Origin of the sequence: Flavobacterium beibuense (assembly GCF_004151245.1) — a bacterium.
Taxonomy (GTDB): Bacteria; Bacteroidota; Bacteroidia; order Flavobacteriales; family Flavobacteriaceae; genus Flavobacterium; species Flavobacterium beibuense_A.
In genome coordinates, this window is the sequence record NZ_JUIW01000003.1 from 275,248 (window position 1) to 300,895 (window position 25,648).

A 25,648-nucleotide genomic window follows, 5' to 3' on the forward strand; every position below is an offset into this window, starting at 1 on the left:
AGGATACTTATGTTTTAATCTCAACAAAAAACGAACAGTTATGGACAAAAAAGAATTTCGCAATTATGCGGTAAAACACCACAGGATAAATAGCCTGTATGTAGATAAGTACATAAGCAGGGCAGAGGCCTATGCAAGCCCTAAAGCCCTAACCCCATACATTATGGAAGAACGCCAGTTAAATATTACCCAGCTGGATGTTTTTTCCCGCCTTATGATGGACAGGATTATCTTTTTAGGTGAGCAGGTGGAAGAACGTAATGCCAATATTATACAGGCGCAGCTGCTGTTTTTACAGTCACTTGATGCCAAAAAGGATATACAGTTGTATGTAAACTCACCGGGCGGATCGGTATATGCGGGTTTTGGTATTTATGATACCATGCAATATATAACCCCCGATGTGGCAACCATATGTACAGGAGTAGCCCTGTCTATGGGTTCGGTATTATTGTGTGCGGGAGCAGCAGGAAAGAGGTCGGCATTAAAACATGCCCGTGTAATGATCCACCAAACCTCTAGTGGGGCACAGGGTACGGCTGCCGATATGGATATAAGCATACGTCAGGTGCTTAAAATTCAGGAGGAACTCTACCAGATAATAGCAAAGCATAGCGGACAGGAATATGAAACAATAAGCAAGAATGCCGAACGCGATTACTGGATGACAGCCGAAGAGGCTAAGGCTTTCGGTATGATTGATGAAATACTTGAGAGGTAATTATTTTGGTACTGTTATTACGAGAAGGTACGACGAAGTAATCTTTTGTAATTTCTACCGAATAGAGAAATCTCCAAAGATTATGTTATCATGTACTAAAAAAAACTTAATTGTCTGCTAGGCTTACATTCATTACAATTATTCTTACTAAATTAGAGAAACCTTAAAAAATAAAAAGAAATGAATGCAACAAAGATAATAGGTATACTATTGATTGTTATTAGCTTGGGAGTAGGGTATATAGGCGTAAACAGAATAGCTGACAGTACTAAAGAAATTAATTTTTTAGGTATCAAAATTGACGCCTCAAACGAATCAGGACAAATGCAGGGCTTTATATATGTGGGGCTTGCAATCGTACTGTTTGGCGGCGGACTATATGCTGTTAATAAATCAGGCAAATAACGCTTCGGAATCATCATCTAACAATTATAAAAAAGCCCCGTATTGCGGGGCTTTTTTAATTATCTTTCTCATATAACAGGTGTGTGTTGAGCTCTTGCCATCCCTGAGGTGTATAGTATTCTTTTTTAATAATAAAATCAAATGTATTATCCTGTAAGGTAACATTTGTCAAAATACCATAGTCAGCTTCTCTTTCGGTATTTCTGTTGGTAATAATTATTTGATTATCCGGCCCTGATCTGTCAAATGAATAGGAAAGGCTTGCAGGATAAAAGCATTTACTTTGAATATTATTTTCACTTTGTATATCTTGGTTTGCTGTTTCAAAAGTAAAGACCTTTTTACCCGATATTGCATAATATTCTACACTTGCTTTATATAATTCAGGCGGAAAAGCAATAACACAGTCTATTTCGCTTAAAAGATCAGTATTGGTTATATTGTCAAAATTAAGATCGAGAGGAATTTCACTATAAATTTCTTTTAAGCTGTAATGACCTTTTAGATTGCTGAAAAATTCGTTATCCGGGTCTTTTTGCGTATCGTCGCTATTGCAGGATAGTAATAAACATATGGTAAATAACGGCAGGTATTTTTGCATTTTTATAGGTGTTTTTATAAAAATAAGTATTTATCACTGGAATCGCAACCCAAATGTTATATATCTGAAATCAGGTATTACTTAAAAGAATATATATAACGGTTTATTTATAAAAAACTCCGCTATTAGCGGAGTTAAATGTATAAGTCTGTTTAGTTATGGCCCGGGGCATATTTTTTAGCGCTCTTGTCGCCATTCATTTTTTTAGCCTGTCCGGGAGGTAATGGTTTACTGTTTGTTCGGGTACTCTTAGTACCTACGCTGGCACTGGCACTGGCTTTACAGTTAGTAAAGCTGGCTGCAAACACTACAAGAAGGCAAAACGCCGCAATTTGTTTTAGTTTCATAGTTGGGAAAAGTTAGTTTTTTATAACGGAGCGAATTTATGGTAAAATTTAGTATTCACGCAAAAATTTTTTATCTAACTCATCATAAAATTAATAAGGAAAAACCCGTACAAAGCTGCCAAAGCGGTAACCATTATAATTTTTTGTGTACGTGTAAGCAAATCGATGAATTTGTAAACCAAAAACAAATGAATAACTCCTATAAGTAGATAAATTCCATGCCAGATAAACATTTGTTTTTCGAGCTTTTCAGCCCCAACAGCTCCTGATCCATAAATAAAGAAGCATACAAATACCAATAGTATGGGTAAAAGCCATGGAACAGAAAGGTTTAGCAGTACAGTAAGAATTCTGGTTAGTGTTTTCATAGTTTAGGTGTGTTTATTTTATGGTTACTTCTGCATATGTTTATGGCTTACCACGCCTTCTTTTTTAATGCGGCTTAATGCCCAGTTTTCAAGTATACTGTCGGCTTGTTGCAGGGTTAGTTCTTTTTTGTCAGTAATACTTAAAGACTTGGTTTCACCTGTTGCGGTTTTTTCCATTTCACTTTTAGGACCTTTAAAATAGTAAGGTTTTATTTTTTCAAATGATACGGTACTGTCGTTTGTAAAATAAGCAGTGTAAGCCAACTGCTCGTACATATCTTTATTAAGCTTACGCCTAAAAATATCGGTTTCAATATGCTCGCTTTCGTTGTCGCCTATGGGAAGGATTATTTTTGAAGCATGGTACGAGCCGGTTTTTTCATTTTCATTTTTTACTTCCCATACCATTCCGCCATGTGTAATCATGTCAAACTTAATGGTAGGTACTCCCAGCTTTATTCTTTGTTCGTTAAAGCTTTTGCCGTAGCCGGGATCCTCTATACATCCGGTAACGGTTAATAAGGATGCGGTTGCAAACAGTAGTGTAAAAAGGCGTGTAGGTTTCATTAGTTTGTGTTGATTATATTTTTATTTTATAAAACTCAGATTCATAATTAAGGTAAATATAGCCATATAAGTGTATACAGAGAAAGGAATAAAAGTAAGATAAAGTGTTTAATAAGATGGTTTAGCTTTTATAAATATAACAATTTATATTTGCCATCAGATAACCAATTAAACACACCAATGAAACCATGTTTAAAATGCAGTAATATGCTAACGGATGATGCAACTTACTGCCATGTTTGCAACACAAAACAATCTGAAGGCTTTGAAGCTTTTGAAACGATGGTAAAGCCCAAAGATACTTTTCTTAAAGTATTATGTATACTTACTATAATTGTAATGGGGTTTAACCTTCTAGGTTTACCTTTTAGTATTGTGGCACTTTCAGGCATAGGACTTGAATATTCTGTATGGCTAATAGTTTTAGGGGCATTATTTTCGGCAACAAAACTTACTGGAGCCATTTTAATGTTAAAGAAAAAGCTCATAGGACTTTATATTTATACTGTTGTAGCAATACTGAGTATAGGCCTATATCTTTATACTAATCTTACCATTAATATTCCAAATCTTACCAGCAATCTTCCTGAAGGGCCATCTCTCATAATTTCTTATGTTAGTATGGGAGTAAAAATAATGTTTAGTATAACTTTTATAATACTTTACTGGCTTCCGGTTAACAGAAGGTTATTGTCATAAACATAGATATATAATAATATTTAAATCCCTGCACCACGCAGGGATTTTTGTTATATATACAATTTTGATTTTGTGTGAAGTAAGCTTAAATTTTAAATTAATAAAAAGCTTAACCTACATATTTCCTTACATTTCAACTTTTTTGATAGTTTTACGGCTGTGTTAAACTAATACGTTGCATATATGGGTATTAAGAGCCGTCTGGTGCTTATGAACTTCCTGCAGTTTTTTATATGGGGTTCGTGGTTAATTTCGTTAGGTAACTATATGGGTGCCACGTTAGGATTTAGCGGTATTCAGATAGGCGGTGTGTATACCACTATGGGAATAGCCTCATTATTTATGCCCGGACTTTTAGGTATTGTTGCCGACCGATGGATTAACGCCGAAAGACTTTTAGGGATTTGCCATTTGGCAGGGGCGCTGTTACTTGTTTATGCCACAACGGTACACGATTATTTTTGGTTTTATATCGTTATGCTTTTCAATGCATGTGTATATATGCCTACCATTGCACTAAACAATTCGGTTTCTTATAACGTACTGGAAAAAAAAGGTTACAGCATAGTTACCAACTTTCCGCCTATACGCGTGTGGGGAACGGTAGGTTTTATTGCTGCCATGTGGGCGGTAGATTTTTTAGGGTGGACCCAAAGCGCCAGCCAGTTGTATGTGGGGGCATCGGCATCGTTGTTTTTAGGGCTATATGCCTTTACTATGCCGCCTTCACCACCATTGCAAAAACAAACAGAAAGAAGCCTTATGTCCTCTTTAGGACTGGATGCTTTTGTATTGCTTAAACAGCGTAAAATGGCGGTATTCTTTATTTTTGCTATGCTATTAGGGGCTGCGTTACAAATAACAAATGCTTTTGGTGGTCCGTTTTTGGATGATTTTAAAAGTGCCTATCCCGATTCGTTTGGGGTTAAGCATCCTAATTTACTGCTTTCTATTTCTCAGGTTTCCGAAACCTTTTTTATACTCCTTATTCCTTTCTTCTTAAAGAGATACGGCATCAAAACTGTAATGCTTTTCAGTATAGTGGCATGGGTATTCCGTTTCGGGCTGTTTGGTATTGGTAATCCCGATGACGGATTGTACCTGCTTGTCCTTTCTATGATCATATACGGTATGGCGTTCGATTTCTTTAATATATCAGGATCGATGTTTGTGGAGAAGGAAGCCGATCCAACCATACGTTCCAGCGCACAAGGACTTTTTATGATTATGACAAACGGACTTGGTGCGCTTGTAGGAGGACTTGCCAGCGGATGGGTAGTAGACCATTTTACAGTTAACGGTAACCGTGACTGGCAAAGCATCTGGTTTACATTTGCCGGATATGCTTTAGTACTGGCAATAATTTTCCCATTTGTATTTAAGGCAGAGAAAGAGTAGTATTAAGTAATTATTTTTTATCTGATTTTACTTAAAAACGACGTTTCAGCGAAAAAATATGCATTTCGTCGTGTTTTTCATCTAAAATCTAATAGGTGAAACTTGTCTGACTATGCAAAAAACGTAGAAGATTCTTACTAAAAATCCTGTTTTGTTATTTAAGTCTTATATAATGTAGGAAAAATCAACATATAAATAAAAATTTAATATTTAGTTTCTTACAAAGAGTTTTTTTAGTACATTCGCTGCAAGCATAATTCGCTAAAAACCACCGCCTTATAATGAAACAGATGCCCCTTTTACTGTTTTCCGTAATGCTATTGCTGGTGGGTTGCAAGCAGGAACCCAAGCATACCGCGGAAATCGTGCCTGTGGTACCACAGGTAGAATATACTATTAGCCTTCAGCCATACAATGGAGTATGGGTGCCTAAAGAGTATGTAGATTCACTAAAAACAAATCGTTCACCATTCGCTTCGTCTAAATTCCTTAAAGGAATAAACAGTGTTGTTATTAAGGCAGCACCAGACCAGGCAGAAACACCTATAAAGATATATTACGGTATTGAAGGAGAGCAGGGAATGCTCATACAAAAAGATGCCGAACCTTATATATCTTACACCACACTGGAGGGTACTCTTGAAGAAAGAATTTACCTTAAAAATGACATACTTTCGTTTGACCTTAACGGACACAGGGCCGAACTTATAAGAGTAGCCGATGTACCGAATGCCAAAGATGAATCGAAAGGGGTAAGTGATATTACCAACAAGATTTTATTTGCAAACAAGAGCTACTCGTGCCATTGCCCGCAAATGGGAGGCTATACTACCAATATTCAGCTGAATCCTGACGGATCTGCCAATAATCTTTTTGGTTACGATAATTATGAGGTGGCAACCGTATTTGTTTCTGATATCTACCCGATGGATAAGATTTACTTTAAGAAGGGAAGCGAATGGGGCAAGAGCTTTCATTACAGGGTAGAGGGTGACAAGCTAAAACTTTTTGAGGTTATTATAACTGATGACCAAATGGATGTTAAGCCGTTTTGTACACTGGAGGAAACACAGTTCTTTAAGCTTACTCCCGATGAAAAACTTTCTTATTTTGAGTCAAACAGAAAGAACCTTGACGAACTTGTAACCAGTCATTATGACGAGTATGCCACAATGGGTGACCTTATGGAAATTACAGGTGTACTTTCGTCATTAAGAGAGCAAAGTGAGAACCTTACTTTTTATATGTATGTTGCCGGACAGATCTATACTAACAAAATGGCCGACGCCTCTAACCCTATAGGGGAAACGGTTGTAATGAGTACAGATGATTATTTTTATGACATCTTTATAAAACGACCGGAGTTGTTTTATGCTTTTGTACAAAACAATAAAAATCCGTACATACAAAAAAGGCTTTGGCAAACCGTACAGGATCGTGTAAACATGCACGAGGCAACTGTAGACGGTATTAGCTATAAAGACTCTTTACGCACAAATCATATTCAGTACTGCAAAGGATATGAAAAAGCGGTTATTGCTTTTTTAAAATAATTTACCGTTTATCGATTAATTTATGTGTTTTATCATACAATTCGCACAAACTGTTTAAAGATTTTATGCCTAATCAGGCTATTCTTTAAATTTACGATGGTTACCCGTAATCGGAAACGCGGCATAGTAATTATCTTGTGTTAGTAATATATACCACTGTATGACCCTGAAAGAAAAGCTACTTTATACGGTTCCTGAATTTGACTTTAAGGAATTTGAAAACGATGATGATTTTATTATAATCTGTTTTTTTGCCATTTTCATAGCAAACAATATTAATAACCCCGATATAGCAAACCGCTGTGCCGAATGCGTTAACTGGGTATATACTACAAAACATCCCGAACACAATGCTATACTGGAACAAATAGCACTTACCCTTTTTGATGAAAACCTGTATGAGGAAACTTTTATAGCGCTTTTAAATACGAGTGTGCAAAAGCACTTTGAAAAGTCTATTGCCATGTGGAGACAGGGGAGTGTGCAGTAGTGAGTACCCTTTACTTACAATACCTAGTAAACAGATTGAATGTATACAGGCACTGCCTGATTTTGAGGAGATTTATAGGTTTTAAATAGAGAGTCAGTTTTAACGCTCCATAAAATCTATATATTCCTGTAATAATAGTTTCATATCGGTAAAGCTTATGGTAAGTTCGTTATCAATAATTACATTAGGAGGGGCTATTTCAATGCAGTCGTTATCACTGGCTGCGTCACAATCTAAGGCAAAATATTGCTCGTAATATTCTCCGTTTTCAGCATTAATAATTTCTTGAATTAATCCTTTGCATTCAATTTTATGCATTATTGTTAATTTAAAAGCTAAACTAATTAATAAGGGATTTTTCCCTATATAGTGACATTTAAATCGAATAATGTCTCTCTTTAGTTCTTTTGAAAACTGTAACCCATATTCTTGTCTTTTACTCATAGGGTATAATACCATTTAATGTACTATAATAATAAGAATTGTTTCCAATACTTAAAAATCTCTAAAAGATGTTTTGTGGGTATAGAAAATAATACGGATGTACTGTTATTATACTCGGGAGAATCGTAAAGTTTAGTTACATCATGATTCACTTCTACGGTTATGGTAGATTCGCTAATGAAAAAATTTTGGAGCATAGCGCCGTTTAAAACTAATTCTAATGCTCCTATGACATCATTAACATCTTTACTATTGTGACTGTCCATTACTAACTGATTTAAGTAAAGATAAGGTGAAAGCATTATTTTGCCTCAATATTCAATAGTTTGAAATGTAATGTTGTATGTTTTTAAAACAGACATTTTTCAAAAGTCTAAAATCTCCTATCCAATTTACTACCTCACCATAGAGAAATGGCCTTTAAGTTCGCGGCCATCCTGACGTTTTACCACAAACCAGTAATCGGTACTTGGCAGTCGGTTACCGTGGAAGGTACCGTCCCAGCCTTCATAGTTAGGCCCAAAGGTGGTAATAAGCTTACCATACCTGTCGAAAATATAGATTTCCATGTCAGGTTCGTGTATAGAGTACTGTATACGCCACCTTTCGTTTACCCCGTCGCCGTTTGGCGTAAAGAAACGAGGGTAGGTAAGCAGGTATACTTCACCCAAATCGTTACCACAGTTGTATTTATCCCTTACATAAACATTATAAGGTCCGGCAGTGAGTCCGGTAAACTCAGGCGAATCCTGATAGACAATTCCATCCAGTGAGTATTCAAAATCCTGAGGGTATGGTGAAGGCTCTACCATTACGGTTATCGTATTGTCGCTGGTAGTCCAGTCGGTAATATCAATATTTTGTATACGCGGTATGGCTGTAGTAGTAACACTAATTGTTTTAGTACTTTCGCATCCGTTTGCATTTGTTGCTGTTATGGTATATGTACCCTGTTCTGATAATGTTATTGACTGCGTAGTTTCACCTGTAGACCATTCGTAGCTATCAAACCCGTTAGGGGCAGCAATGGTAACATCATCGCCTTCACAAAGGGCATAGGTGTCTTCCATATTTAGTATTGGAGCTTCCTGTAGTATCAGTTCAAAAGTACTTACAGAAACACAGTCAGGGTTAGCGCTGTGTGTAGCACGTGCATATATGGTTGTATTGCCAGATGTGTACATATCCGGTAGCGGGTTGCTTAATGTTTCGGCATCTGCCTGAGTTAAGTGAAACGTTATAGTTATCAAGTCAGGGTCCTGTGCACCCAATACAAAAGCAGCTTGTGCCGCCAGGTTAAATTCCTCTTCGCCGCATTTAGAAATATCGGGAGCGTCATAAGCCGTTACCAGCGATGGTAAATCATTTACATTAAAAATCATAGGTACCACATTTCCGCAAGGGTCTTCCACCTGTACTGTATAAGAGGCAGGTTCAAGCCCAAGGAAAGTATTGCTGGTTCCGTTATTTATGGTAAAGGGTTCCCCGTTCTTTTGTATTATGGTGTAGGTTAATGGTTCTACACCCAGCGCATTTACCATAACATCGGAGTTTTCGTCGCCGTTGCATGATATATTAAGAATGTCTAATATTTCAAGCCCATCAGGTACTTCAAATTCTTCAAGAATTTCTACACATATTTTTTTGTTTACTCCATAACCGTAAGCCTCAAAGGTTTTTAGTACTCTAAAAGTACCATTGTAAGGAATGCTGTATGCGGTTTGGTTATTAAGTAACGACATAGCATTTATCCCGTCTTCCGGCTCAGTACCTTCTGTATAATCATCGCCTATACCTGGCGTGGTCCATGCACCGGTTGCTTCATTATATTGTTGCAACCAGAATTTTACCTGATTTATGGCGTTGCTGGAATGTGCCAGGCTAATATCAAACGAACCACATTGCAGGTTAATATCAATATCTGTTGAATTTACCTGATATGCTGTGAAAGTTTTGGTCACGGTATGAGATCCACAAACATCAACTACCTCAAATGTATATGTTCCCGGTGGCAGTCCGTCCATGTATGCTGCCGTATTGTTAAGTAAAAGAGGAGTCATATCAAAAGGAATCGGTTCGGGAAAACCCTCTGGTGCCGCCGTTACTGTGACTTGGGTAACGGGTGTATTTGTAGAAAATACAGATATAGATGTTAGTCCGGGAGTACAGTCTACACGCGATCTGGCATCAGCACTTCCGTCGCCAACCTCAATTACAAAAGGTATGGGGTCGTATACTTTTCCGCATACATCACTAACTACCACTACATAGCTGCCTATCGGCAGATCCATTTCAAGTTTGTTAACGGCAGGGTCAGCTTCCATATCATAAACATAAAACTCCATAACGTCATCCGGTAGCGGATTAGGATAAGTATCGGGAGCTACCATAATTTCTGCTGTTGCCATTTCCAGTCCGGGAATTGATATCTCAACAGAGCCTATATCTGTACCACATTCGGCATCTGTAGGGGTTGCTGTAGGTACAACTTCTATCTCTTCCACCTCTATGGTAAATGGTTGGGTACGTCCGCATGCATCTGTTATAGATCCGGTATAGGTTCCGTAAGGGCATTCATAATCGTCGTCTCCAAAGGCAATTTCCTGTCCGGCATCTTCTGGTAGTATAGTAAAAGGCCCCGGATAGTCAGGGTTTGCCACTGCAGGATCCCATCCGGCAGGATAGGTATCAAAAGTTATGTTAAACGGAGCTACATATTTGACAGGGTAAATAATAAGTTTTTTGCCAAAACAGTTGGCATTATCAAAAAGGGCAACCGCTACCATAGTTATATTCACGGTACAGTTTGCCGTATAAGTATTACAGGAGTCTTCTACTGTAATAGTATATTGGTAAGTTTCTCCATAATAAAAAGGTATTACCGCAGACGTTTGTAATGTATTTGGGTCATATGCCCCTGATATGGTAACAGGTGCACTTCCGTCAGGCGGGTATACGGTAATTGTTATTGTTAGAGGAAACCCGGCAGGATCGCCGTCAACTGTCATTAATGAATTTGTAACGGTTAACTGGTCACACGCCGGAAGTTCGTTGTCGGGAAATCCCGGAGAGTTACTTAATACCAGTACCTGAGTCTGCGAAAAAAGCGTAATAGACTGCGTAACACCAAATCCGCATGCATCATTAACCCTTACGGTATATACACCCGGAGAAAGGTTAGTAAATGAAGGAGTTGGCTGAGGGGGAAATGTAGCCGGTCCTGCAATAATTTCATAGCTAACTGCTGTACCCTGTGTTATGGCAATATTTATAACTCCGTCATTGCATTCGGGGTCTACTTTAGTAAGGTCGTAAGTTACAGTTTGTGTATGGTCTTCTATAATAATTTCTATAGGGTCAGATATTGTGGCATTTTGTTTTGCAACAACCTGATAGGTACCATCGGTAAGTCCGGTTACGTTAGGGTTGATGGAGTTCCAAACTGCCGTAGTTGTGTTGGGTAATTTATATACTATATAATATACATCTATTCCTGCCTGTGCATTTTGTACCTGTAAGTTTATGGTACCGTTACCAGGGCATGTTTCATCGGTTTTAGATGTCATGCTAACGGTAAGCTGAGCCGATGCTGCGGCGCTAAAAAAAAGCAATAGAAGGGTTAGTACAAAATTCCGGGAGGGAAGCTGTATTTTCAAAGGTTTTGATTTGATTGATAATTTCATAAATAAAATTAAGTTTTTAAGACTTAATTTCAAGTTTTTTTCCGCTTCTAAGGTAATTAAAATAATTTATATAAAATCTATGTTAAATAATTTGTTTATAAAAGTTATATGTGTAACACTAATTTTAAATTTATGGGTGTGATTAAGACATGATTTGAATGTCGCTAAAAGCTTGTTTGTAAATGTTTTGCATAATGATAATATTTTTGTACCTTTGCGCACCTTTTAGCGGGACAGGTTTCTAAAAGGTTTATAATCATATATGTAAAACGCTTCCGGTAGTTTTGCCGCTGCTTAAAGAAACCAGGTAAGGCACGGAATACAAATTTTTAATCAGCAATGTCTGAACAAGTAAAAACACAAGAGGAATTTTTAAAAGAGTTTAACTGGCACAACTTCGAAGAAGGTATTGATCCTGTAGATGAGCAACACCTTAAAGAGTTTGAAGATCTGGTTGAGAAGACTTTCATTTCAACAGATAATGACGAAGTAGTAGAAGGTACTGTAGTTAGAATCACTGACAGAGATGCTATCGTTGATATCAACGCTAAATCTGAAGGTGTTATCTCTTTAAATGAGTTCCGTTACAACCCTAACCTAAAAGTAGGGGACAAAGTAGAGGTATTAATCGACGTTCGTGAAGATAAATCAGGACAGTTAGTATTATCCCACAAAAAAGCACGTACAATTAAAGCTTGGGACAGAGTTATCAACGCTCATGAAACAGGTGAAATCGTTAACGGTTTCGTTAAGTGCAGAACTAAAGGTGGTATGATCGTAGACGTATTCGGTATCGAAGCTTTCTTACCGGGTTCTCAAATCGATGTTAAGCCTATCAGGGATTACGACCAATATGTAAACAAAACTATGGAGTTCAAAGTTGTTAAAATCAACCACGAATTCAAAAACGTAGTAGTTTCACACAAAGCGCTTATCGAAGCGGATATCGAAGTACAGAAGAAAGAAATCATCGGTCAGCTTGAAAAAGGACAAGTACTTGAAGGTGTTGTTAAAAACATTACTTCTTACGGTGTATTCATCGACCTTGGAGGTGTTGATGGTCTTATCCACATTACTGACCTTTCTTGGAGCAGAATTAACCACCCAAGTGAAGTTCTTGAACTTGACCAGAAACTTAACGTGGTTATCCTTGATTTTGATGATGAGAAAACAAGAATCCAACTTGGTCTTAAGCAATTAAACGCTCACCCATGGGATGCACTTGATGCTAACCTGGCGGTAGGTGACAAAGTTAAAGGTAAAGTAGTAGTTATTGCTGACTACGGTGCGTTTATCGAAGTTGCTGAAGGTGTTGAAGGTTTAATCCACGTTTCTGAAATGTCTTGGTCTACTCACTTAAGATCTGCTCAGGATTTCGTTAAAGTTGGTGATGAAGTAGAGGCTGTTATCTTAACTCTAGACAGAGAAGATCGCAAAATGTCTCTAGGTATCAAACAACTTTCTCAAGACCCTTGGACTGATATTACTGCAAAATACCCTGTAGGTTCTAAACACACAGGTATCGTTAGAAACTTTACTAACTTTGGTATTTTCGTAGAATTAGAAGAAGGTATTGATGGTTTAATCTACATCTCTGATCTTTCTTGGACTAAGAAAATCAAGCACCCATCTGAGTTTGTAAACGTAGGTGATAAACTTGATGTTGTAGTTCTTGAGCTTGATGTAGAAGGACGTAAACTATCTCTAGGCCACAAACAAACTACTCCTAACCCATGGGATAAATATGAGGAGTCTTTTGCTGTAGGTACTGTTCACACAGGTGAGATAAATGAGATCGTTGATAAAGGTGCTACTGTAGAGTTTGGTGACGATATCGTTGCTTTCATCCCTACAAGACACCTTGAGAAAGAAGATGGTAAAAAACTTAAAAAAGGTGAGTCTGCAGATTTCAAAGTAATTGAGTTCAACAAAGAATTCAAGAGAGTTGTAGCTTCTCACACTGCTATCTTCAGAGAAGAGGAAGAGAAAAACGTTAAGTCTAACAACGACTCTAACAATAACTCTAACAACAATGCAGAGAAAACTACTCTAGGTGATATCGATGCATTAGCAGAATTAAAAGAAAGAATGGAAAAAGGTGAGAAATAATCACTGATTCCTCTTTAAATATAAAGCCCCAACATTGTTGGGGCTTTTTTTTGATATACAGGAAAGAAAAAGTATTTATCTTAGCTGATATTAAAAACCTTACCAATGTATAAACTTCTGTTTCTTTTTTTAGGTGTTACCTTAATTTCCTGTAATAATAATGAGACGGCTAATAATATTATAAACGAGAAATATAGTCGTGAACAGTTATTAGTCACTACTTTGTATTATAAAATAAAAAATGATAAACATGTACAGGAGGTAAGAGAAATAAAAGATTCTGCTTCGGTATTCCGTGAACAGATTAAACTGATTTCAGATAATTTGAAACAAGAATCCGGGTTTTTAGGGCTTACCGCTATAGCAATAACTAAGAGTGAAGGAATTACCAAAATTTGTGATAAAGGTTTTTGTGCCTGGAACTTTAGTGAAACCGAATATTATCAGCCTGATAAAAATATAAGAATAGCTTTTGGAGACTTAGCTGTAGATACTCCTGCTACTTTATCTTCAAGAGTGGTATCATCTGCAAATCCTCAGCCACTGTTTATTAAAGTAACTATTAATCTGGAAGATAAACAAGATATACGAGCAGCTTCGGGAACATATATGAATGAATTAGTATTGTTTTTTGATTCTAATGCAATAGAACTTGCAGATTATGCCCCACAAGATCATGATGGAAAGATAAGGACTCTGAGTTCGCCTGCTACAAAGGGATATTATCAAATACAAAAAGAAACTGATAGCCTATATTTTATTGATCTTTAATAACTTCAAACTCCATATTGCTCCCTTGTTCAATATCAATACGCAGGGAGTTATTATACCATAACTTATTAAGGTTTATATGGTTTTGGCCCACTTCAAAAAGGCACTTTACCGTGTCGCGGTCGTGTGCTGTCCATTGTATATAAGTAATGGGGTAAGGTTCTTCGGGTGCATGGTTGGCATAAAACTGAATGCGGTACAGTCCGTCCATAGTATTTTGATATACAAAAAAGTTACGCGGCGAGTCGCGTTGCGGATTATAAATTTCATACTCCACATTATTAATCACATAAAACAGCTTAATACTATCGGGTACTATACAGTCAATATGCGAAGGATTAAGCAAATCTTCACCCTGTTTGTTTTTTAATATAACCGTAAAAGTGTCGGTTATGTTCATACAGCAAATGTCGTTGTCTTCACCTCCGCAGGAAAACAGGCAAAACAAACCTAAAAGCACTATATACTTTTTCATGGCTGTAAACAATGTGTATTCGCTCAAATATAAATACTTTTTGTAAAGGCTGTAAAAGAGGTATAATAAGTTTGTGTTATCATGTAGGGTAAAATAAAACACTATGGTTTTAAGTTATAATGTAAAACTATTAACTTAGCGGTAAACGCCTTACTATGAAAAGAATCTTATTTTTCTTCCTTTTGTTTAGTGTTGGTTATGGATATGCCCAAAACTATCCGAAGTATACAACCAAAAGAGTAAAAGACACCGTATTTAAACAACCTGAAAAAATTGAAGATTCTAAAGAGCTTAAAAAAGAACCTACTGTCAGTTTTAAGGAATTATATGATATAGCAACCGATCTTAACCGAAGCGGTAGATATGAAGAAGCTATCGCAGTATATACAGAAGCACTGGCCTTGGCTTCACCCAGATGGAAGTATTTAATAATGCAATTTAGAGGACTATGTTACAACAGGCTTAAACAATATGATCAAGCCATAAACAATTTTACAGATGCTTTAGAAAATTGTGAGTTTCCTAATGATAATGCAAAGGGACAGTTATATTGTTCCAGAGCACTGTCTTATGGCTGGCGAGGAATGGAAGGTGACTTGGAGAGAAAATGTGCTGATTTAAAAAAAGCCCGTGAATATGGAGCTTTAGAAGGACACTCGGCTTTAGATACTGGTTGTGATTAATAAAGATAATATACCAATACACCTTACTATGAAAAGAATATTACTTGTACTACTTTTGTTTAGTGTTGGTTATGGATATGCACAAAACTATCCTAAATATAAAACCAAAAGGGTAAAGGATACTGTTTTTAAACAACCGGAAAAGATTGCAGAAGCTAAAGAGGTAAAGAAAGAGCCTCCTGCCGATTTTATGGCTTTGTATGAAAAAGCCAGGGACTTTGTCCGAAACAAAAAGTTTGAAGAAGCTATTGTAGTATTTACAGATGCACTGGCAATAGCTCCGCCAGACTGGGAGAGTTCGGTTCTTTTTTTTAGGGGAAATAGTTACTCTCTTAAAGAATTTTGATGAAGCGATAAAAGATTTTACAAACGCATTGGAAAATACTGATTTTCCTAATGATAATGCAAGGGGGCATGCACATCTTATGCGGGGACTTGTATACAGTGTTCGCGGGGAAGAAGGTGACGAGGATAGAAAATGTGCTGATTTTAAAAAGGCCAGAGAGTATAAAGCGTTAAGCGGAGATAAGGCTATAGATGCTAATTGCGAATAGATTAAAATGAAATACTTAATTAAAATATCATTGTTACTTGTGTGCCTGTTTACTTTTAACGGACTTACAGCACAGGAATATGCCAAAATAAAACATAAAAAAGGAGTGTCTGCGAAAGAAAAGACAGTTAAAAAAGAACCAGAGGTAACTCCGGTAGCCGATACTGCTGCTCCTGCCACTCCTGTAGACGACGATTTTGAAAAACTGATGCGCCTTGGAGCAAAACAGGTGGGTTCCCGTAAATATACCGATGCCTTGGCTACCTTTAATAAGGCAATGGCCTATAACAGGCAAACTGGCCGCGTGCTAACCTGCCGTGGCGAGGCATTCTCGGGTAATAAAGACTATCTAAATGCTATTAAAGATTATACCGAAGCTATTGAGCTTGGCACAACCTATGACGGCGAAGTATATTACTCCCGAGGTATTTGCAGGGCAAGCTTAGAAGAACCCGACAGGGAAGGGGCCTGTGCCGATTTTAAAAAGGCAAAAGAAATGGGCTTTACCGTAGAAGGCCGCGATGTAATAGGAATGTATTGCGATTAATAACACATAACACACCTTGCAATTAGCAAAGACAGTATTATTTACCATATTTTAAAACGTTGCCTTCAGTTGTTCGTAATTTTTATGCTTTTCGGGCTATTTGGGCAAAGTTATTTGAGTATATTCTCTAAAGAAGTCAATTGGAGTTGGTTACCCCTGTTTCCTATAATTCTGTTTTCGGGGGTGGTGATTAGGGATATAACTATGAGATTTAAAAAAAGGAAAAGAGAAGATAACGAAAAGGAAAGTACAGATAATCCTGCTGTAACATTATTTGTAAAAAGGATAGTACAGTTTTTCTTATTGTTTGTAGTACTAAAAACGTTACTGATAGCAGCCTTATTGATACTTTTTCCAGATACAGAAAACTCTCATACTGCACATAGTATAGTTAATATACTACCCATGCTGTGGTTTTTAGGAATTATATTTTGGGATTTCTTTAAAAGGTATAAACTAAACAAGGCAGGGGTATGAAATGGCTAGTTCTTTTTTCTGTTCTTATGCTTACAGGTTGTTCATCTGTGCAAACGCTTGATTTTGGTGGTGAAGGGGAAATGGTAATTATGCTAAACGATTTTAATGGAAAAGTAAAAAATCGTGGACATTTTAAGCAATCTGTGCAGGTAAATAAATTTCCAGGTTATTGGATTAATTTGATATTTAAGGATAAGGAGTATAATTCTCAAATTGACTTTTACGATCCGGTTAAAATTTGGGATATGATAGATGTTTTCGAAACATCTCAACTTTTAAGTCAAAAAAAGATTGATAATTATGAAGTAAATATATGGCAGGTAACAAGTAGTCATCCGGCTTTTAAAGACTACGGAGGTCCGTTTAAATATATTTTTATATCAAGAAATGAAGGTGACTTTGCTGTTACATTGGATAATTATTCTGCATTCAAAGATAATGTTAGTGAAGATTACTTACTCGAAGAGTTTAAAAAGATTGATTTTAAGCTTAACAGAAAAACGTAATACTTTATTAGGTATATTAACCATTATGTAGTTAACAACCATAGTATTAACGCACATTTTTAAAACCTTAGATTATGAAAAAAGCTATGTATTTTGCTTCTTTGGCAATGCTGGGTACAGCAATGGTTTCATGTAGCAATAATCAATCAGACAATAACGAAACAAATGCACAGGAAGTTACAGCAAAACAGGCTGACAATCGAAAATTTGATAACCTTGGCGATGGAATTGCCAAAGGATTAGCAGCTTCGTTTAAGGATATGGATTTCTCTAAACTGTTTGTTTATAACAATACAGCCGAACTTAAAACTAAAAGTGATAAGACTTTTGCTGAAATGATTACCGAAGCCAGAGATTTAATTGAAGAGCGTGAGGATATTACCGATTTAGTTTCAACCATTGAAATAAAAGCAGGGGAGGCACATCTTAAAGAACTGATTTTTTTAGAAAACAGCGTTAAAAAAGATATTGTAGTATATAAGGACAGAAATGGCGTTGAGGAAAAAAGCAGCGGAGTATATAGTACCCCTAGTAACTTTACACTTCTTACAAATGATTTGGAAAACAATAGTACTGTAGTAAGTGATTATCTTACAAACAACCTTAAAACAGACGGCGATAGTTTTACTTTTGAACTAAGAGTAAGTGCCGGCAAAGCCAGCGTATATGTGTATAAAGCTTAAAAGTTTATATAATTAGTGTTTAAGAGAACCTGCCTATGGCAGGTTTTTTATTTACAGCCTTACCCACAAACAGTACAAAAAGAAGAGAGCCGGCTTCACAGCGGGCTCTCAGCGTTTTTGATAAAAATAAAGATATAGAGTAAAACAGAATAGATTCTAAATTAAAAACTGCCCAAAGCATAAGCTTGTTGACCAAAATCCCTCACATTGATTTAAAGTGCGCTTTGTTTGGGCAGTTTTAAAGAAAACATACAAATAGCAGACTATGATTTTATATAATGTTTGTGTTTGTTCTTTTTTTGTATGACTTAGAAAAAATGCCCGAAACCGTAAGAGTTTTTGCAGTAATCCCCCCATTTGATAACGCAGATACTAATAGCTCCGGGCATAAAAAAAAATAACTAAATCACTAATTAATTAAGGTTATATATTGTTTAGTTGGATGTTCTTTTTAATGTTTTGTTAGTTAAAAAGAGTCCGGAAACAAGTTTCCGCTTTCACCAGGACTTGTCCCGGACTCAAAAAATAACTAATTAATTTAGGTTCATCTTATTGGCTTATATACTGTGCATTTTCATGCGTATATTCTTTTAAAATTAGCCCGAAATCAAAAGTGTTTTTGCAGTAATCCCCCCATTTGATAACGCATGTTGCCTTGCCGATTCCGGGCTTAAAAAAATAACTAAATATTAAACTATCTCAAATTGTTACGTTTATATATTGTGCCTGTACTATGGTTAAAAAAATTGCCCGAATTGAGTTTTTCATTGTAATCCCCCCAGATAGCATGAATTAAACAGGCTTCGGGCAATCATAGTTATATATAATAGCAGGGCATAAATTTATTTATATCGTGCTGCGGGCTGTTGCCTTTTGCAGTCTGTGTTTCTTAGAAAAATAGCCCGAAATAATAAGTTTCACTGTAATCCCCCCATTTGATAACGCATGTCACTTGGATGTTCCGGGCTATGATAAAAAAATAGCAAAGTAATTTAAGGTATAATATATTTTATCACTGCAAGACCTTTTGCAGGTTACCCTTACAGTTGGTTATGTCTTTTAAAAATTGCCCGAAATAAGTTAGTTAAGTAATCCCCCACAATGATAACGCTGCTAGCTTGGTTTTCAGGCAATTTAGAAATATAGAAGGTGTGTTTAAAGAATTTGTTTGTGTTTGTTCTATTGGTTAATTCTTTTTACTTATAACACCCCTATAAAGCTTATTACGCATCTGCATACCCCCACAGGTACCAGTAATGCAAGTACTATAAAGGCTATAATCTGCCACCAGTTTTTTACTCTTCTGGCAAATGCAAAATTTAGCATGGTTATTATTATAAGTGATATTATTATTGCTGTAAAAAATACGTAAAGTACCAGCATCCCAAGGTTTTCGGCTAAAAATAATGTTCTCATCTTACTACGTTTTTAAGGTTGAAAAGCAATTTGTTTATTTCAAATTAAAACAAAACTCCCCCCGGCATATTAAAGCGTTAAGCTTTAATGCCTTATTAGCATGGCAACAGTATTCTTAGGTGGTATATATTTACCTCCTTAAACTGTTAAAATTGCGTGGTAGTATTTAGTTGGTTTACGCTGCTCTTGATTTTAATTCCAAAAGCTCTTTTACGTAGTGGGGTTGCAGGTGAGTAAACTCATCACAGCATTGTAAAAGTCTAGAGTAACCGTTCTCAACGGCTGTCCAAAACAGCTGTTGTTCGTCCTGGCACAGGTTGCAGAGCTCCAGTTTCCTGCAAATAGTTTTATGCAGTGTGCTGTCTATAAAGCCCCAGCCCATTTCGTGCCTTTCGTTAAATCCTTGGGGAGGAATGTGCGATTCTAACCTTGTAATAAGGTTTAAGGTCGTTGTGCCCGGTTGAAGGGCTGCTAACTCAGTTAAAGCAAGTCTAATGATTTCATCATAGCTTTTCCATCTGATGGAAAAAACCTGATCAGAGTTTAGTTCAATGAATCCGCTTAACATGTCTAGTAATTTTGTTTGGTGGTTAATGTTTATTGGTTGGTTGGTTTGGTTGTTGGATGTGTATTCTATGTCATTTAAATATTTTTATGTTATCCCTATTATCCCATAAGGAATATCTTTGTTATCATCTTTTTCAATCAGTACTCCGTTTACGGTCAGCGGTATAGGTTGTACTTCTTCAAACATTTGGGTTTGTTCCAGTACCACAGTGTTATAATCCTGAGGATTAAGTACTAAGGTATTTTGTCTGTTTAGCCCTTTTTCTTTTACGGTATCTGTAAGTACCTGTAAGCTAATATTTTTACCTATATATTTCAGCTGCGTTTTCATATGCTTGACTGATTTGATCGAAAAGTAGTTAAAAATTTGTAAAACTTATCTTGTTTAAAACCAAAAATCGATGAACGACGTAAATTTTCCTATAAAACGTTAAAATATCGATTATGAAAAATCTAAAACAAATCTATTCAACTGCAATTGTGGCTTTTATGCTGCTATTAGGAACCGCGTCTTTCGCACAAAAGACTGTAATGGTGGGCGGAGCGCCCATGTATCCTACAAAAGACATTATTGATAATGCCGTAAATTCTAAAGATCACACTACGCTGGTAGCAGCCGTAAAAGCTGCGGGATTAGTAGAAACTTTAAAGGGTAAAGGTCCGTTTACGGTATTTGCGCCAACAAACGAGGCTTTTGATAAATTACCTAAAGGAACTGTAGAGACTGTTTTAAAGCCTGAGAACAAAGAAATGCTTCAGGGTATACTAACTTATCATGTTGTGGTAGGTAAGTGGAGCGCAGCCGATATTATGAAAGCCATTAAAAAAGGTAATGGTAAGTACACTGCAAAAACAGTACAGGGCGGTACCCTTACTTTTATGATGGACGGTAAAGACGTGTGGGTTATGGATGAAAAAGGTGGCAGAGCAAAAGTTACTATTACCGATGTTAACCAAAGTAATGGTGTTATTCATGTTGTTGATACGGTGCTTATGCACAAGTAATTAAACAACTTACAGATAAATTCAGTGTGTGACTGTTTTTTTTGGTTGGTTTGATAGAGCCGCTGTTTTTACAGCGGCTTTTTCTTTTAAAGTCATAGTAACTCAGCAACTTAGATGCTATTATAATAAAAAAAGCCCTTCTTTATAAGGAAGGACTTAGATGCTGTACTGCTTACTAAACTACTCAACAATTTTTTTGAGCCCGTCTATAACAACGGCCCAACTTTGCTGTGAGTGTTTAGCTCTTTCTTCATCATAATTGGTTTGGGTAACGGTAAGTTGAGTCCCCTGCGATTCAGGTTGTACCTCATAGGTAACCTGTAGGTAATTGTTGGTTTCGTCCGGTAAGTTGCTCCAGCTGCTAAGGTAACTGAAAGAAAGCCTCTTGTTAGGCTCATATTCCAGTACCGTGCCCTTGTCGGTATAGGTTTGCCCTTCATATTCGCCCGTAAAGAGAACAGGGCTGCCCACTTTCCAGTCGGTTTTCATATTAGAGCCAAAAAAGTATTGCTTAACGATAGAAGCATCGGTAAGTGCCTGCCATACTTTTTCTGTTGGAGCGTTAATTGTTGTTTGATAAACAGATTTGAAGCCTGTTTGCATAGCTGTTCGTTTTTTGATGAAAACAAATATAACGAACTGGCTTGTAAGCGATGAGGGGTAATACGGACTTCTTTAAGGTGTCAGTCTATTTTTGTTTTGCTTTCTCTACCGTCATATGTGGTGTCCAGTAGCCCTGCGCATCAAGATCGAACCCTGATTTGATAACCTGGGTCTGGCAGTTGCACTTAAGGCTGTACACATTATCAGGATTAAGGGCTATTAGGATGGTAAAAATGAGTGGCAGTACCGTTATAACCCAAATACCTGTAATAATGAGTTTAGACATTACTATACGCTTTATACGGTTAATTATATAGATAATAACAAAGCTTATGGAAAAATAAACCAACAGGTTGCCCAATAGCGGAAGTAAAAAAATCTGGTTAGAGAGTGAGGTATGAAACCCCGGGGCAAGATATATAAAAGGGAAACCATACATAATTACCTCACCGGGTCCGTCAGGGACATTTACCATCCACCATTTAGAAACAAACATAAACGATATTAATGTTAGTGGTATTACTAGGCTGAGTATAAGTCGTTTCATATCAGTAAGGTTATACTCAAAGTTAGTGAAAATATTGCTTTACACCTTTAATAAAAGACTAAGGCTTTTCTGTTTCTTCATATACATGTTTTGGTCCTGAATAACTGGTTATTCCAAAACCAAACCTGCTTTGTTTTACTTCAATATCAAACTTACGGGTAAGTCTATATATCTCATTATCCATAAAAAGTAAATCGGGTACATATATAAGTAAAGAGGTAAGGACTATAATTCTTATTACATAGATTTGAATTGTACTCAGGTTTATTTTTCTTAATTTATTGATAATAGCAACCAGTGTAAAACAGGCAGCAAAGTAGATAATTAAATCTGCAATGAGAGGAAGGATATAAAACTCAAAAGACAGGGAGGTATGCAAGCCCGGAGAAACAAATATAAACGGAAACCCATGTATTATTACACGAGGACCATCAATTATATCTACTACCCACCATTTGTTTAGAAACACAAACGTAAGTATCGTTAACGGTATAACCAGTTTGAGTATAAGCTTCTTCATTTGTTCCTGGATTTAGTTTTATAATCTGGAAATCAAATCTGATAATATTTCATCAAGATAGATGTTTTGGCTTTCAACCAGCTTTCCTATATCCTTAAATAGCTTTTTGCTTTTTTTTCTTCCGAATGCAACTTTCATAATATTACTTTCACACTCAATAAAGTATGTGCCTTCAGGAAAATATGAAGAGTTAATGTTTTGATTTTCAAATTTATAATTATTCATGTATTTATGTAGCTTGTTGTATGTTTTAATGTCTACATAAAAGGTATAGTTAAACATTTGCTTGTTTGTATTGTATGCTTTCTGCTCTTTTTCATTTTTTAATGCTATTTCAAATGTAGGATAAGGTTGATCCATTGGACCGTAAGGTTTAAAAGTAAAACTTTGAGAGTAACAGGTGAGTGATATAAACAGGAATAAAAGTAAAGCTATGTGTTTCATATATGGTAAGGTTAAACTCAAATTTAGTGATTGTTCCTTTACTCTTAAGTAAACAAATAAAAAAAAGTGTTTAGAAGGTTTATAACACTCCCATTGTCATTGCGAGCCTGCGAAGCAATCTGTTAAGTAAAGAATATTTTACTATAGAGAGATTCCTCTATTCTGCTGTCGCTTCAATCGAAATGGAAACAAAAAAAGCTCCCCGAAGGAAGCTTTATATATAGGAGTGTATAATCACTAATCTTTTTTGATACGTATTTCAAACATCTTGTCCCAGTTTTTACCGGTAACAAAAATGGTTTTTGTTTTAGGGTTGTAAGCAATACCATTTAATACATCAAGTTCCGGGTGAGGGGTAACCTTATGTTTAAGTTCCGTTAAGTCTATAATGTGCTCAATGGCTCCCGTTTTAGGATCTATAACAGCAACAGCATCTTTTTGATAGATGTTACCATATATTTTACCCTCTATCCACTCCAGCTCATTTACGGCCTTAATTTTGGTGTTTTGGGTATATACATTAATATAGTCTACCTCCTCAAGGGTTTCAGGGTCAAGTACCCATATCTTTTCGGTACCGTCGCTTTGATAAAGGTATTTATCATCGTGAGTAAGTCCCCAGCCTTCTATATTCTTAAAGTATTTAAACTCCTTAATCTTCTCAAAAGTATCGGCATTGTATACAAAGCCGGTGTGGCTTTGCCATGTAAGCTGGTATACCTTATTATTAAATACGGTTATACCTTCGCCAAAGTATTTTTCCGGAATGCTGATTTGCTTATAAACCTCACCTGTTTTATAGTTGGTTTTACGCAGGGTAGATATTCCGTGTCTTCCGGTACCTTCAATTAAGGTGTCTCGGTAAAACTCCAGACCCTGTGTATAAGCTTTGGTATCGTGAGGGTAGGTGTTTACAATTTCATACTTAAGCGGAGTAAAGGCTATACTACTGGTAATTTCTACTCTTCCGTCTACTTCCTGGTTTTTACCTTCAAAAAACACAAGCCCTTTTATGTTTAGGTAGCCCAGTTTTTGATTATTAAAGCTAAAGTTTACTTTTTCGTTGCCTTTTGCAGCACCTATTCTTTTGTCGTTTACATAATAAACAACCGAGTCAATTTCTTTGTTTTTTTCGTTTACCACGCTAAAAGAAGTAGATTCTTCAAGGTGATATTGCTGTTTCATGGCCGAAGTATCAAGCTTAAATAAATTTTTTTCAGAATTTTTTGTGCCGTCACAGCTCATTGCGGATGCTCCCAATAAAATGAAAGCTAATAAGTTATGTTTTTTCATGGTTTTATTAATAGCGTTCACAATATACAATTGTATTTTACAACTGGCAATTGCCTTTGCGAAAATACAAAAAGATTGTATATTTGCACCGGCAAGTCCTACACGACCAGCTCCTGCAGACTCCTCCAGGGCGGGAACGCAGCAAAGGTATGTGGTTGTAGCGGTGCGATGTAGGTCGCTTGCCATTTTTTTCCTTTATTAAGTCGGTCTCCCAATGGGAGATTTTTTTGTTTTAAGGCGTTTGAGATTTACTTCGTTGGTTAACTCCTTACTTTTTGAAATAACCACTATATTTACAACATGAAAGCCTTACCTGTTTTAATTCTTTTAATGTTTATGTTCTGCTTTTCTTGCCGAGAAACGGAATTAAAATATGGGTGTACTTTTATTGTTGATCCTAAATATTAAAGAAATTAAAATGAAAAAATGTATTCTAATTGCCTTTATTCTTATTTTTCAATTTGTAACTGCTCAGGAAAAACCCATAAATGAAGATTTAAAAAAAGAATATGACCTGATGCTCGTATCTGATAGTTATAAAGATTTTGAAAAGGCAGCTGAAAATTACGTTAACAAAATATATTTTCTCAAAACTTTTAATGAAATATGTTATGAAAGCCTCTTTTTGAAAGTCCTGAAAGAAGAGATAAAACTTACTTCTTTTAAAGACTATGAAGAAGCTGAAAAGGAATATTTTATACTAAAGGAAAAATACTCTGTCATGAAAGAACTTAATAGTGGGTTTTATCTGGCTTTAAAAGATTCAAATTTGTCGGATTTGGCAAATATTATTGCTCCTTTTAGTATGCCTGAAACAGATTCCTGTCATTGTGAAATTACTTATAATAAAAGTTTAAGCATGTTAGCATTTCAATATGAAAATGTTCTTAAAAATAAAGAGAAATCTGTTGTCAGTACATGGATTGCATATAGTAAACAGAAGTTAACAAATAAAAGGGCTTATGAAGCGTGTAAACTCGGTTGTGAGCTGAGGTAGAGTATTGTATGGCTAAATTATTATTTACTTTCTATTACTTTAAATTCTTAAGATTACTTCGTCGTCCCTCCTCGTAATGACATTACGGAAGAGAAACTGCTTACTGGGACTGAATACTAAATACATCTTTAACTTAAAATACCTATTTTAGTTAGTTATTATTTAATAAAAACTAT

The 25,648-nt window shown here is 36.2% G+C and carries 32 protein-coding genes and 1 other RNA gene; 18 read left to right on the forward strand and 15 right to left on the reverse strand.

All coding sequences use genetic code 11. The annotated features are described in order from the left end of the window. Positions 1-40 precede the first annotated feature (40 nt). Together NU09_RS05245 and NU09_RS05250 are read left to right on the forward strand one after the other, a co-directional pair. Positions 41-721: an ATP-dependent Clp protease proteolytic subunit gene (locus NU09_RS05245; RefSeq protein WP_129750208.1), complete on the forward strand. Its 681-nt coding sequence runs from the start codon at positions 41-43 to the stop codon at positions 719-721. 180 nt (positions 722-901) lie between these two features. Next, positions 902-1,126, forward strand: coding sequence for a hypothetical protein (locus NU09_RS05250; protein ID WP_129750209.1), 225 nt, complete (start codon positions 902-904; stop codon positions 1,124-1,126). Positions 1,127-1,181: 55 nt separating this feature from the next. Here the strand turns inward: NU09_RS05250 and NU09_RS05255 are convergent, their stop codons facing one another. From NU09_RS05255 to NU09_RS05270, 4 genes are all read right to left on the reverse strand, one after another. Continuing rightward, on the reverse strand, positions 1,182-1,727 hold the full coding sequence (locus NU09_RS05255; RefSeq protein WP_129750210.1) for a hypothetical protein: 546 nt from the start codon (positions 1,725-1,727) through the stop codon (positions 1,182-1,184). Positions 1,728-1,879: 152 nt separating this feature from the next. Continuing rightward, positions 1,880-2,074: a hypothetical protein gene (locus NU09_RS05260; RefSeq protein ID WP_129750211.1), complete on the reverse strand. Its 195-nt coding sequence runs from the start codon at positions 2,072-2,074 to the stop codon at positions 1,880-1,882. A 74-nt stretch (positions 2,075-2,148) separates the two neighbouring features. Beyond that, positions 2,149-2,442 (reverse strand): hypothetical protein, encoded by a 294-nt coding sequence (locus tag NU09_RS05265; RefSeq protein ID WP_129750212.1) that lies wholly within the window; start codon positions 2,440-2,442, stop codon positions 2,149-2,151. Between the two features lie 24 nt (positions 2,443-2,466). Further along, on the reverse strand, positions 2,467-3,009 hold the full coding sequence (locus NU09_RS05270; protein WP_129750213.1) for a hypothetical protein: 543 nt from the start codon (positions 3,007-3,009) through the stop codon (positions 2,467-2,469). 180 nt (positions 3,010-3,189) lie between these two features. On the opposite strand from NU09_RS05270, the gene NU09_RS05275 reads away from it, so the two are divergent. The 4 genes from NU09_RS05275 (at position 3,190) to NU09_RS05290 (ending at position 7,149) form a co-directional block, all read left to right on the forward strand. After that, positions 3,190-3,708 carry a hypothetical protein gene (locus tag NU09_RS05275; protein ID WP_129750214.1) on the forward strand — a complete coding sequence of 173 codons (519 nt, stop codon included), beginning with the start codon at positions 3,190-3,192 and terminating at the stop codon, positions 3,706-3,708. A gap of 183 nt (positions 3,709-3,891) precedes the next feature. Further along, a complete protein-coding gene (locus NU09_RS05280; protein ID WP_129750215.1) occupies positions 3,892-5,106 on the forward strand; it encodes a nucleoside permease in 1,215 nt (404 codons plus the stop codon). 281 nt (positions 5,107-5,387) lie between these two features. After that, positions 5,388-6,659 carry a hypothetical protein gene (locus tag NU09_RS05285; protein ID WP_129750216.1) on the forward strand — a complete coding sequence of 424 codons (1,272 nt, stop codon included), beginning with the start codon at positions 5,388-5,390 and terminating at the stop codon, positions 6,657-6,659. 160 nt (positions 6,660-6,819) lie between these two features. Continuing rightward, positions 6,820-7,149: a hypothetical protein gene (locus NU09_RS05290; protein ID WP_129750217.1), complete on the forward strand. Its 330-nt coding sequence runs from the start codon at positions 6,820-6,822 to the stop codon at positions 7,147-7,149. Between the two features lie 99 nt (positions 7,150-7,248). Here NU09_RS05290 and NU09_RS05295 read toward each other — a convergent pair whose 3' ends face one another. Together NU09_RS05295 and NU09_RS05300 are read right to left on the reverse strand one after the other, a co-directional pair. Further along, positions 7,249-7,467 (reverse strand): hypothetical protein, encoded by a 219-nt coding sequence (locus tag NU09_RS05295; protein WP_129750218.1) that lies wholly within the window; start codon positions 7,465-7,467, stop codon positions 7,249-7,251. A 521-nt stretch (positions 7,468-7,988) separates the two neighbouring features. After that, on the reverse strand, positions 7,989-11,276 hold the full coding sequence (locus tag NU09_RS05300; RefSeq protein ID WP_129750219.1) for a T9SS type B sorting domain-containing protein: 3,288 nt from the start codon (positions 11,274-11,276) through the stop codon (positions 7,989-7,991). A 339-nt stretch (positions 11,277-11,615) separates the two neighbouring features. On the opposite strand from NU09_RS05300, the gene rpsA reads away from it, so the two are divergent. Together rpsA and NU09_RS05310 are read left to right on the forward strand one after the other, a co-directional pair. Then, positions 11,616-13,385, forward strand: a complete 1,770-nt coding sequence (rpsA, locus tag NU09_RS05305) for a 30S ribosomal protein S1 (RefSeq protein ID WP_129750220.1) — start codon at positions 11,616-11,618, stop codon at positions 13,383-13,385. A gap of 105 nt (positions 13,386-13,490) precedes the next feature. After that, positions 13,491-14,156, forward strand: a complete 666-nt coding sequence (locus tag NU09_RS05310; protein WP_129750221.1) for a hypothetical protein — start codon at positions 13,491-13,493, stop codon at positions 14,154-14,156. On the opposite strand, the gene NU09_RS05315 is transcribed toward NU09_RS05310, so the two are convergent. Then, positions 14,143-14,658 carry a hypothetical protein gene (locus NU09_RS05315; RefSeq protein WP_165357667.1) on the reverse strand — a complete coding sequence of 172 codons (516 nt, stop codon included), beginning with the start codon at positions 14,656-14,658 and terminating at the stop codon, positions 14,143-14,145. The genes NU09_RS05310 and NU09_RS05315 overlap by 14 nt on opposite strands. A gap of 128 nt (positions 14,659-14,786) precedes the next feature. Between NU09_RS05315 and NU09_RS05320 the strand changes: the two genes are divergently transcribed. From NU09_RS05320 to NU09_RS05350, 7 genes are all read left to right on the forward strand, one after another. Then, a complete protein-coding gene (locus tag NU09_RS05320; protein WP_129750223.1) occupies positions 14,787-15,314 on the forward strand; it encodes a tetratricopeptide repeat protein in 528 nt (175 codons plus the stop codon). A gap of 28 nt (positions 15,315-15,342) precedes the next feature. Continuing rightward, positions 15,343-15,660, forward strand: coding sequence for a hypothetical protein (locus NU09_RS05325; protein WP_129750224.1), 318 nt, complete (start codon positions 15,343-15,345; stop codon positions 15,658-15,660). A 28-nt stretch (positions 15,661-15,688) separates the two neighbouring features. After that, positions 15,689-15,868 carry a hypothetical protein gene (locus tag NU09_RS05330; protein ID WP_129750225.1) on the forward strand — a complete coding sequence of 60 codons (180 nt, stop codon included), beginning with the start codon at positions 15,689-15,691 and terminating at the stop codon, positions 15,866-15,868. Between the two features lie 6 nt (positions 15,869-15,874). Then, the gene (locus NU09_RS05335) at positions 15,875-16,414 is read left to right on the forward strand and encodes a tetratricopeptide repeat protein (RefSeq protein WP_129750226.1); all 540 of its coding nucleotides are present in this window, start codon (positions 15,875-15,877) and stop codon (positions 16,412-16,414) included. 204 nt (positions 16,415-16,618) lie between these two features. Beyond that, positions 16,619-16,891, forward strand: coding sequence for a hypothetical protein (locus NU09_RS05340; RefSeq protein ID WP_129750227.1), 273 nt, complete (start codon positions 16,619-16,621; stop codon positions 16,889-16,891). After that, a complete protein-coding gene (locus NU09_RS05345; RefSeq protein WP_129750228.1) occupies positions 16,888-17,397 on the forward strand; it encodes a hypothetical protein in 510 nt (169 codons plus the stop codon). Before NU09_RS05340 ends, NU09_RS05345 begins: the two co-directional genes overlap by 4 nt. Before the next feature lie 74 nt (positions 17,398-17,471). Next, the gene (locus tag NU09_RS05350; RefSeq protein WP_129750229.1) at positions 17,472-18,080 is read left to right on the forward strand and encodes a hypothetical protein; all 609 of its coding nucleotides are present in this window, start codon (positions 17,472-17,474) and stop codon (positions 18,078-18,080) included. Between the two features lie 1,200 nt (positions 18,081-19,280). Here the strand turns inward: NU09_RS05350 and NU09_RS05355 are convergent. The 3 genes from NU09_RS05355 to NU09_RS05365 form a co-directional block, all read right to left on the reverse strand. Further along, entirely contained in the window at positions 19,281-19,496 is a 216-nt protein-coding gene (locus NU09_RS05355; RefSeq protein ID WP_129750230.1) for a hypothetical protein, read from the reverse strand. A 175-nt stretch (positions 19,497-19,671) separates the two neighbouring features. After that, positions 19,672-20,064 (reverse strand): hypothetical protein, encoded by a 393-nt coding sequence (locus NU09_RS05360; RefSeq protein WP_129750231.1) that lies wholly within the window; start codon positions 20,062-20,064, stop codon positions 19,672-19,674. An 84-nt stretch (positions 20,065-20,148) separates the two neighbouring features. Next, positions 20,149-20,394, reverse strand: a complete 246-nt coding sequence (locus NU09_RS05365; RefSeq protein WP_129750232.1) for a hypothetical protein — start codon at positions 20,392-20,394, stop codon at positions 20,149-20,151. A 113-nt stretch (positions 20,395-20,507) separates the two neighbouring features. On the opposite strand from NU09_RS05365, the gene NU09_RS05370 reads away from it, so the two are divergent. Then, the gene (locus NU09_RS05370) at positions 20,508-21,068 is read left to right on the forward strand and encodes a fasciclin domain-containing protein (protein ID WP_129750233.1); all 561 of its coding nucleotides are present in this window, start codon (positions 20,508-20,510) and stop codon (positions 21,066-21,068) included. 180 nt (positions 21,069-21,248) lie between these two features. Here the strand turns inward: NU09_RS05370 and NU09_RS05375 are convergent, their stop codons facing one another. The 5 genes from NU09_RS05375 to NU09_RS05395 all read right to left on the reverse strand — a co-directional run bounded on the left by NU09_RS05375 (position 21,249) and on the right by NU09_RS05395 (position 24,475). Next, positions 21,249-21,671 (reverse strand): SRPBCC family protein, encoded by a 423-nt coding sequence (locus NU09_RS05375; protein ID WP_129750234.1) that lies wholly within the window; start codon positions 21,669-21,671, stop codon positions 21,249-21,251. A gap of 85 nt (positions 21,672-21,756) precedes the next feature. Next, positions 21,757-22,218, reverse strand: a complete 462-nt coding sequence (locus NU09_RS05380; RefSeq protein ID WP_129750235.1) for a hypothetical protein — start codon at positions 22,216-22,218, stop codon at positions 21,757-21,759. Between the two features lie 58 nt (positions 22,219-22,276). Continuing rightward, positions 22,277-22,738 carry a hypothetical protein gene (locus NU09_RS05385; protein WP_129750236.1) on the reverse strand — a complete coding sequence of 154 codons (462 nt, stop codon included), beginning with the start codon at positions 22,736-22,738 and terminating at the stop codon, positions 22,277-22,279. An 18-nt stretch (positions 22,739-22,756) separates the two neighbouring features. Continuing rightward, the gene (locus tag NU09_RS05390; RefSeq protein ID WP_129750237.1) at positions 22,757-23,098 is read right to left on the reverse strand and encodes a hypothetical protein; all 342 of its coding nucleotides are present in this window, start codon (positions 23,096-23,098) and stop codon (positions 22,757-22,759) included. A gap of 321 nt (positions 23,099-23,419) precedes the next feature. Continuing rightward, positions 23,420-24,475 carry a glutaminyl-peptide cyclotransferase gene (locus NU09_RS05395; protein ID WP_129750238.1) on the reverse strand — a complete coding sequence of 352 codons (1,056 nt, stop codon included), beginning with the start codon at positions 24,473-24,475 and terminating at the stop codon, positions 23,420-23,422. An 89-nt stretch (positions 24,476-24,564) separates the two neighbouring features. Between NU09_RS05395 and ffs the strand changes: the two genes are divergently transcribed. Together ffs and NU09_RS05405 are read left to right on the forward strand one after the other, a co-directional pair. Beyond that, positions 24,565-24,663: signal recognition particle sRNA small type (gene ffs / locus NU09_RS05400), an RNA gene on the forward strand. A 185-nt stretch (positions 24,664-24,848) separates the two neighbouring features. Beyond that, complete coding sequence (locus NU09_RS05405; protein ID WP_129750239.1) at positions 24,849-25,472, forward strand: hypothetical protein; 624 nt, start codon at positions 24,849-24,851, stop codon at positions 25,470-25,472. Positions 25,473-25,648 lie beyond the last annotated feature (176 nt).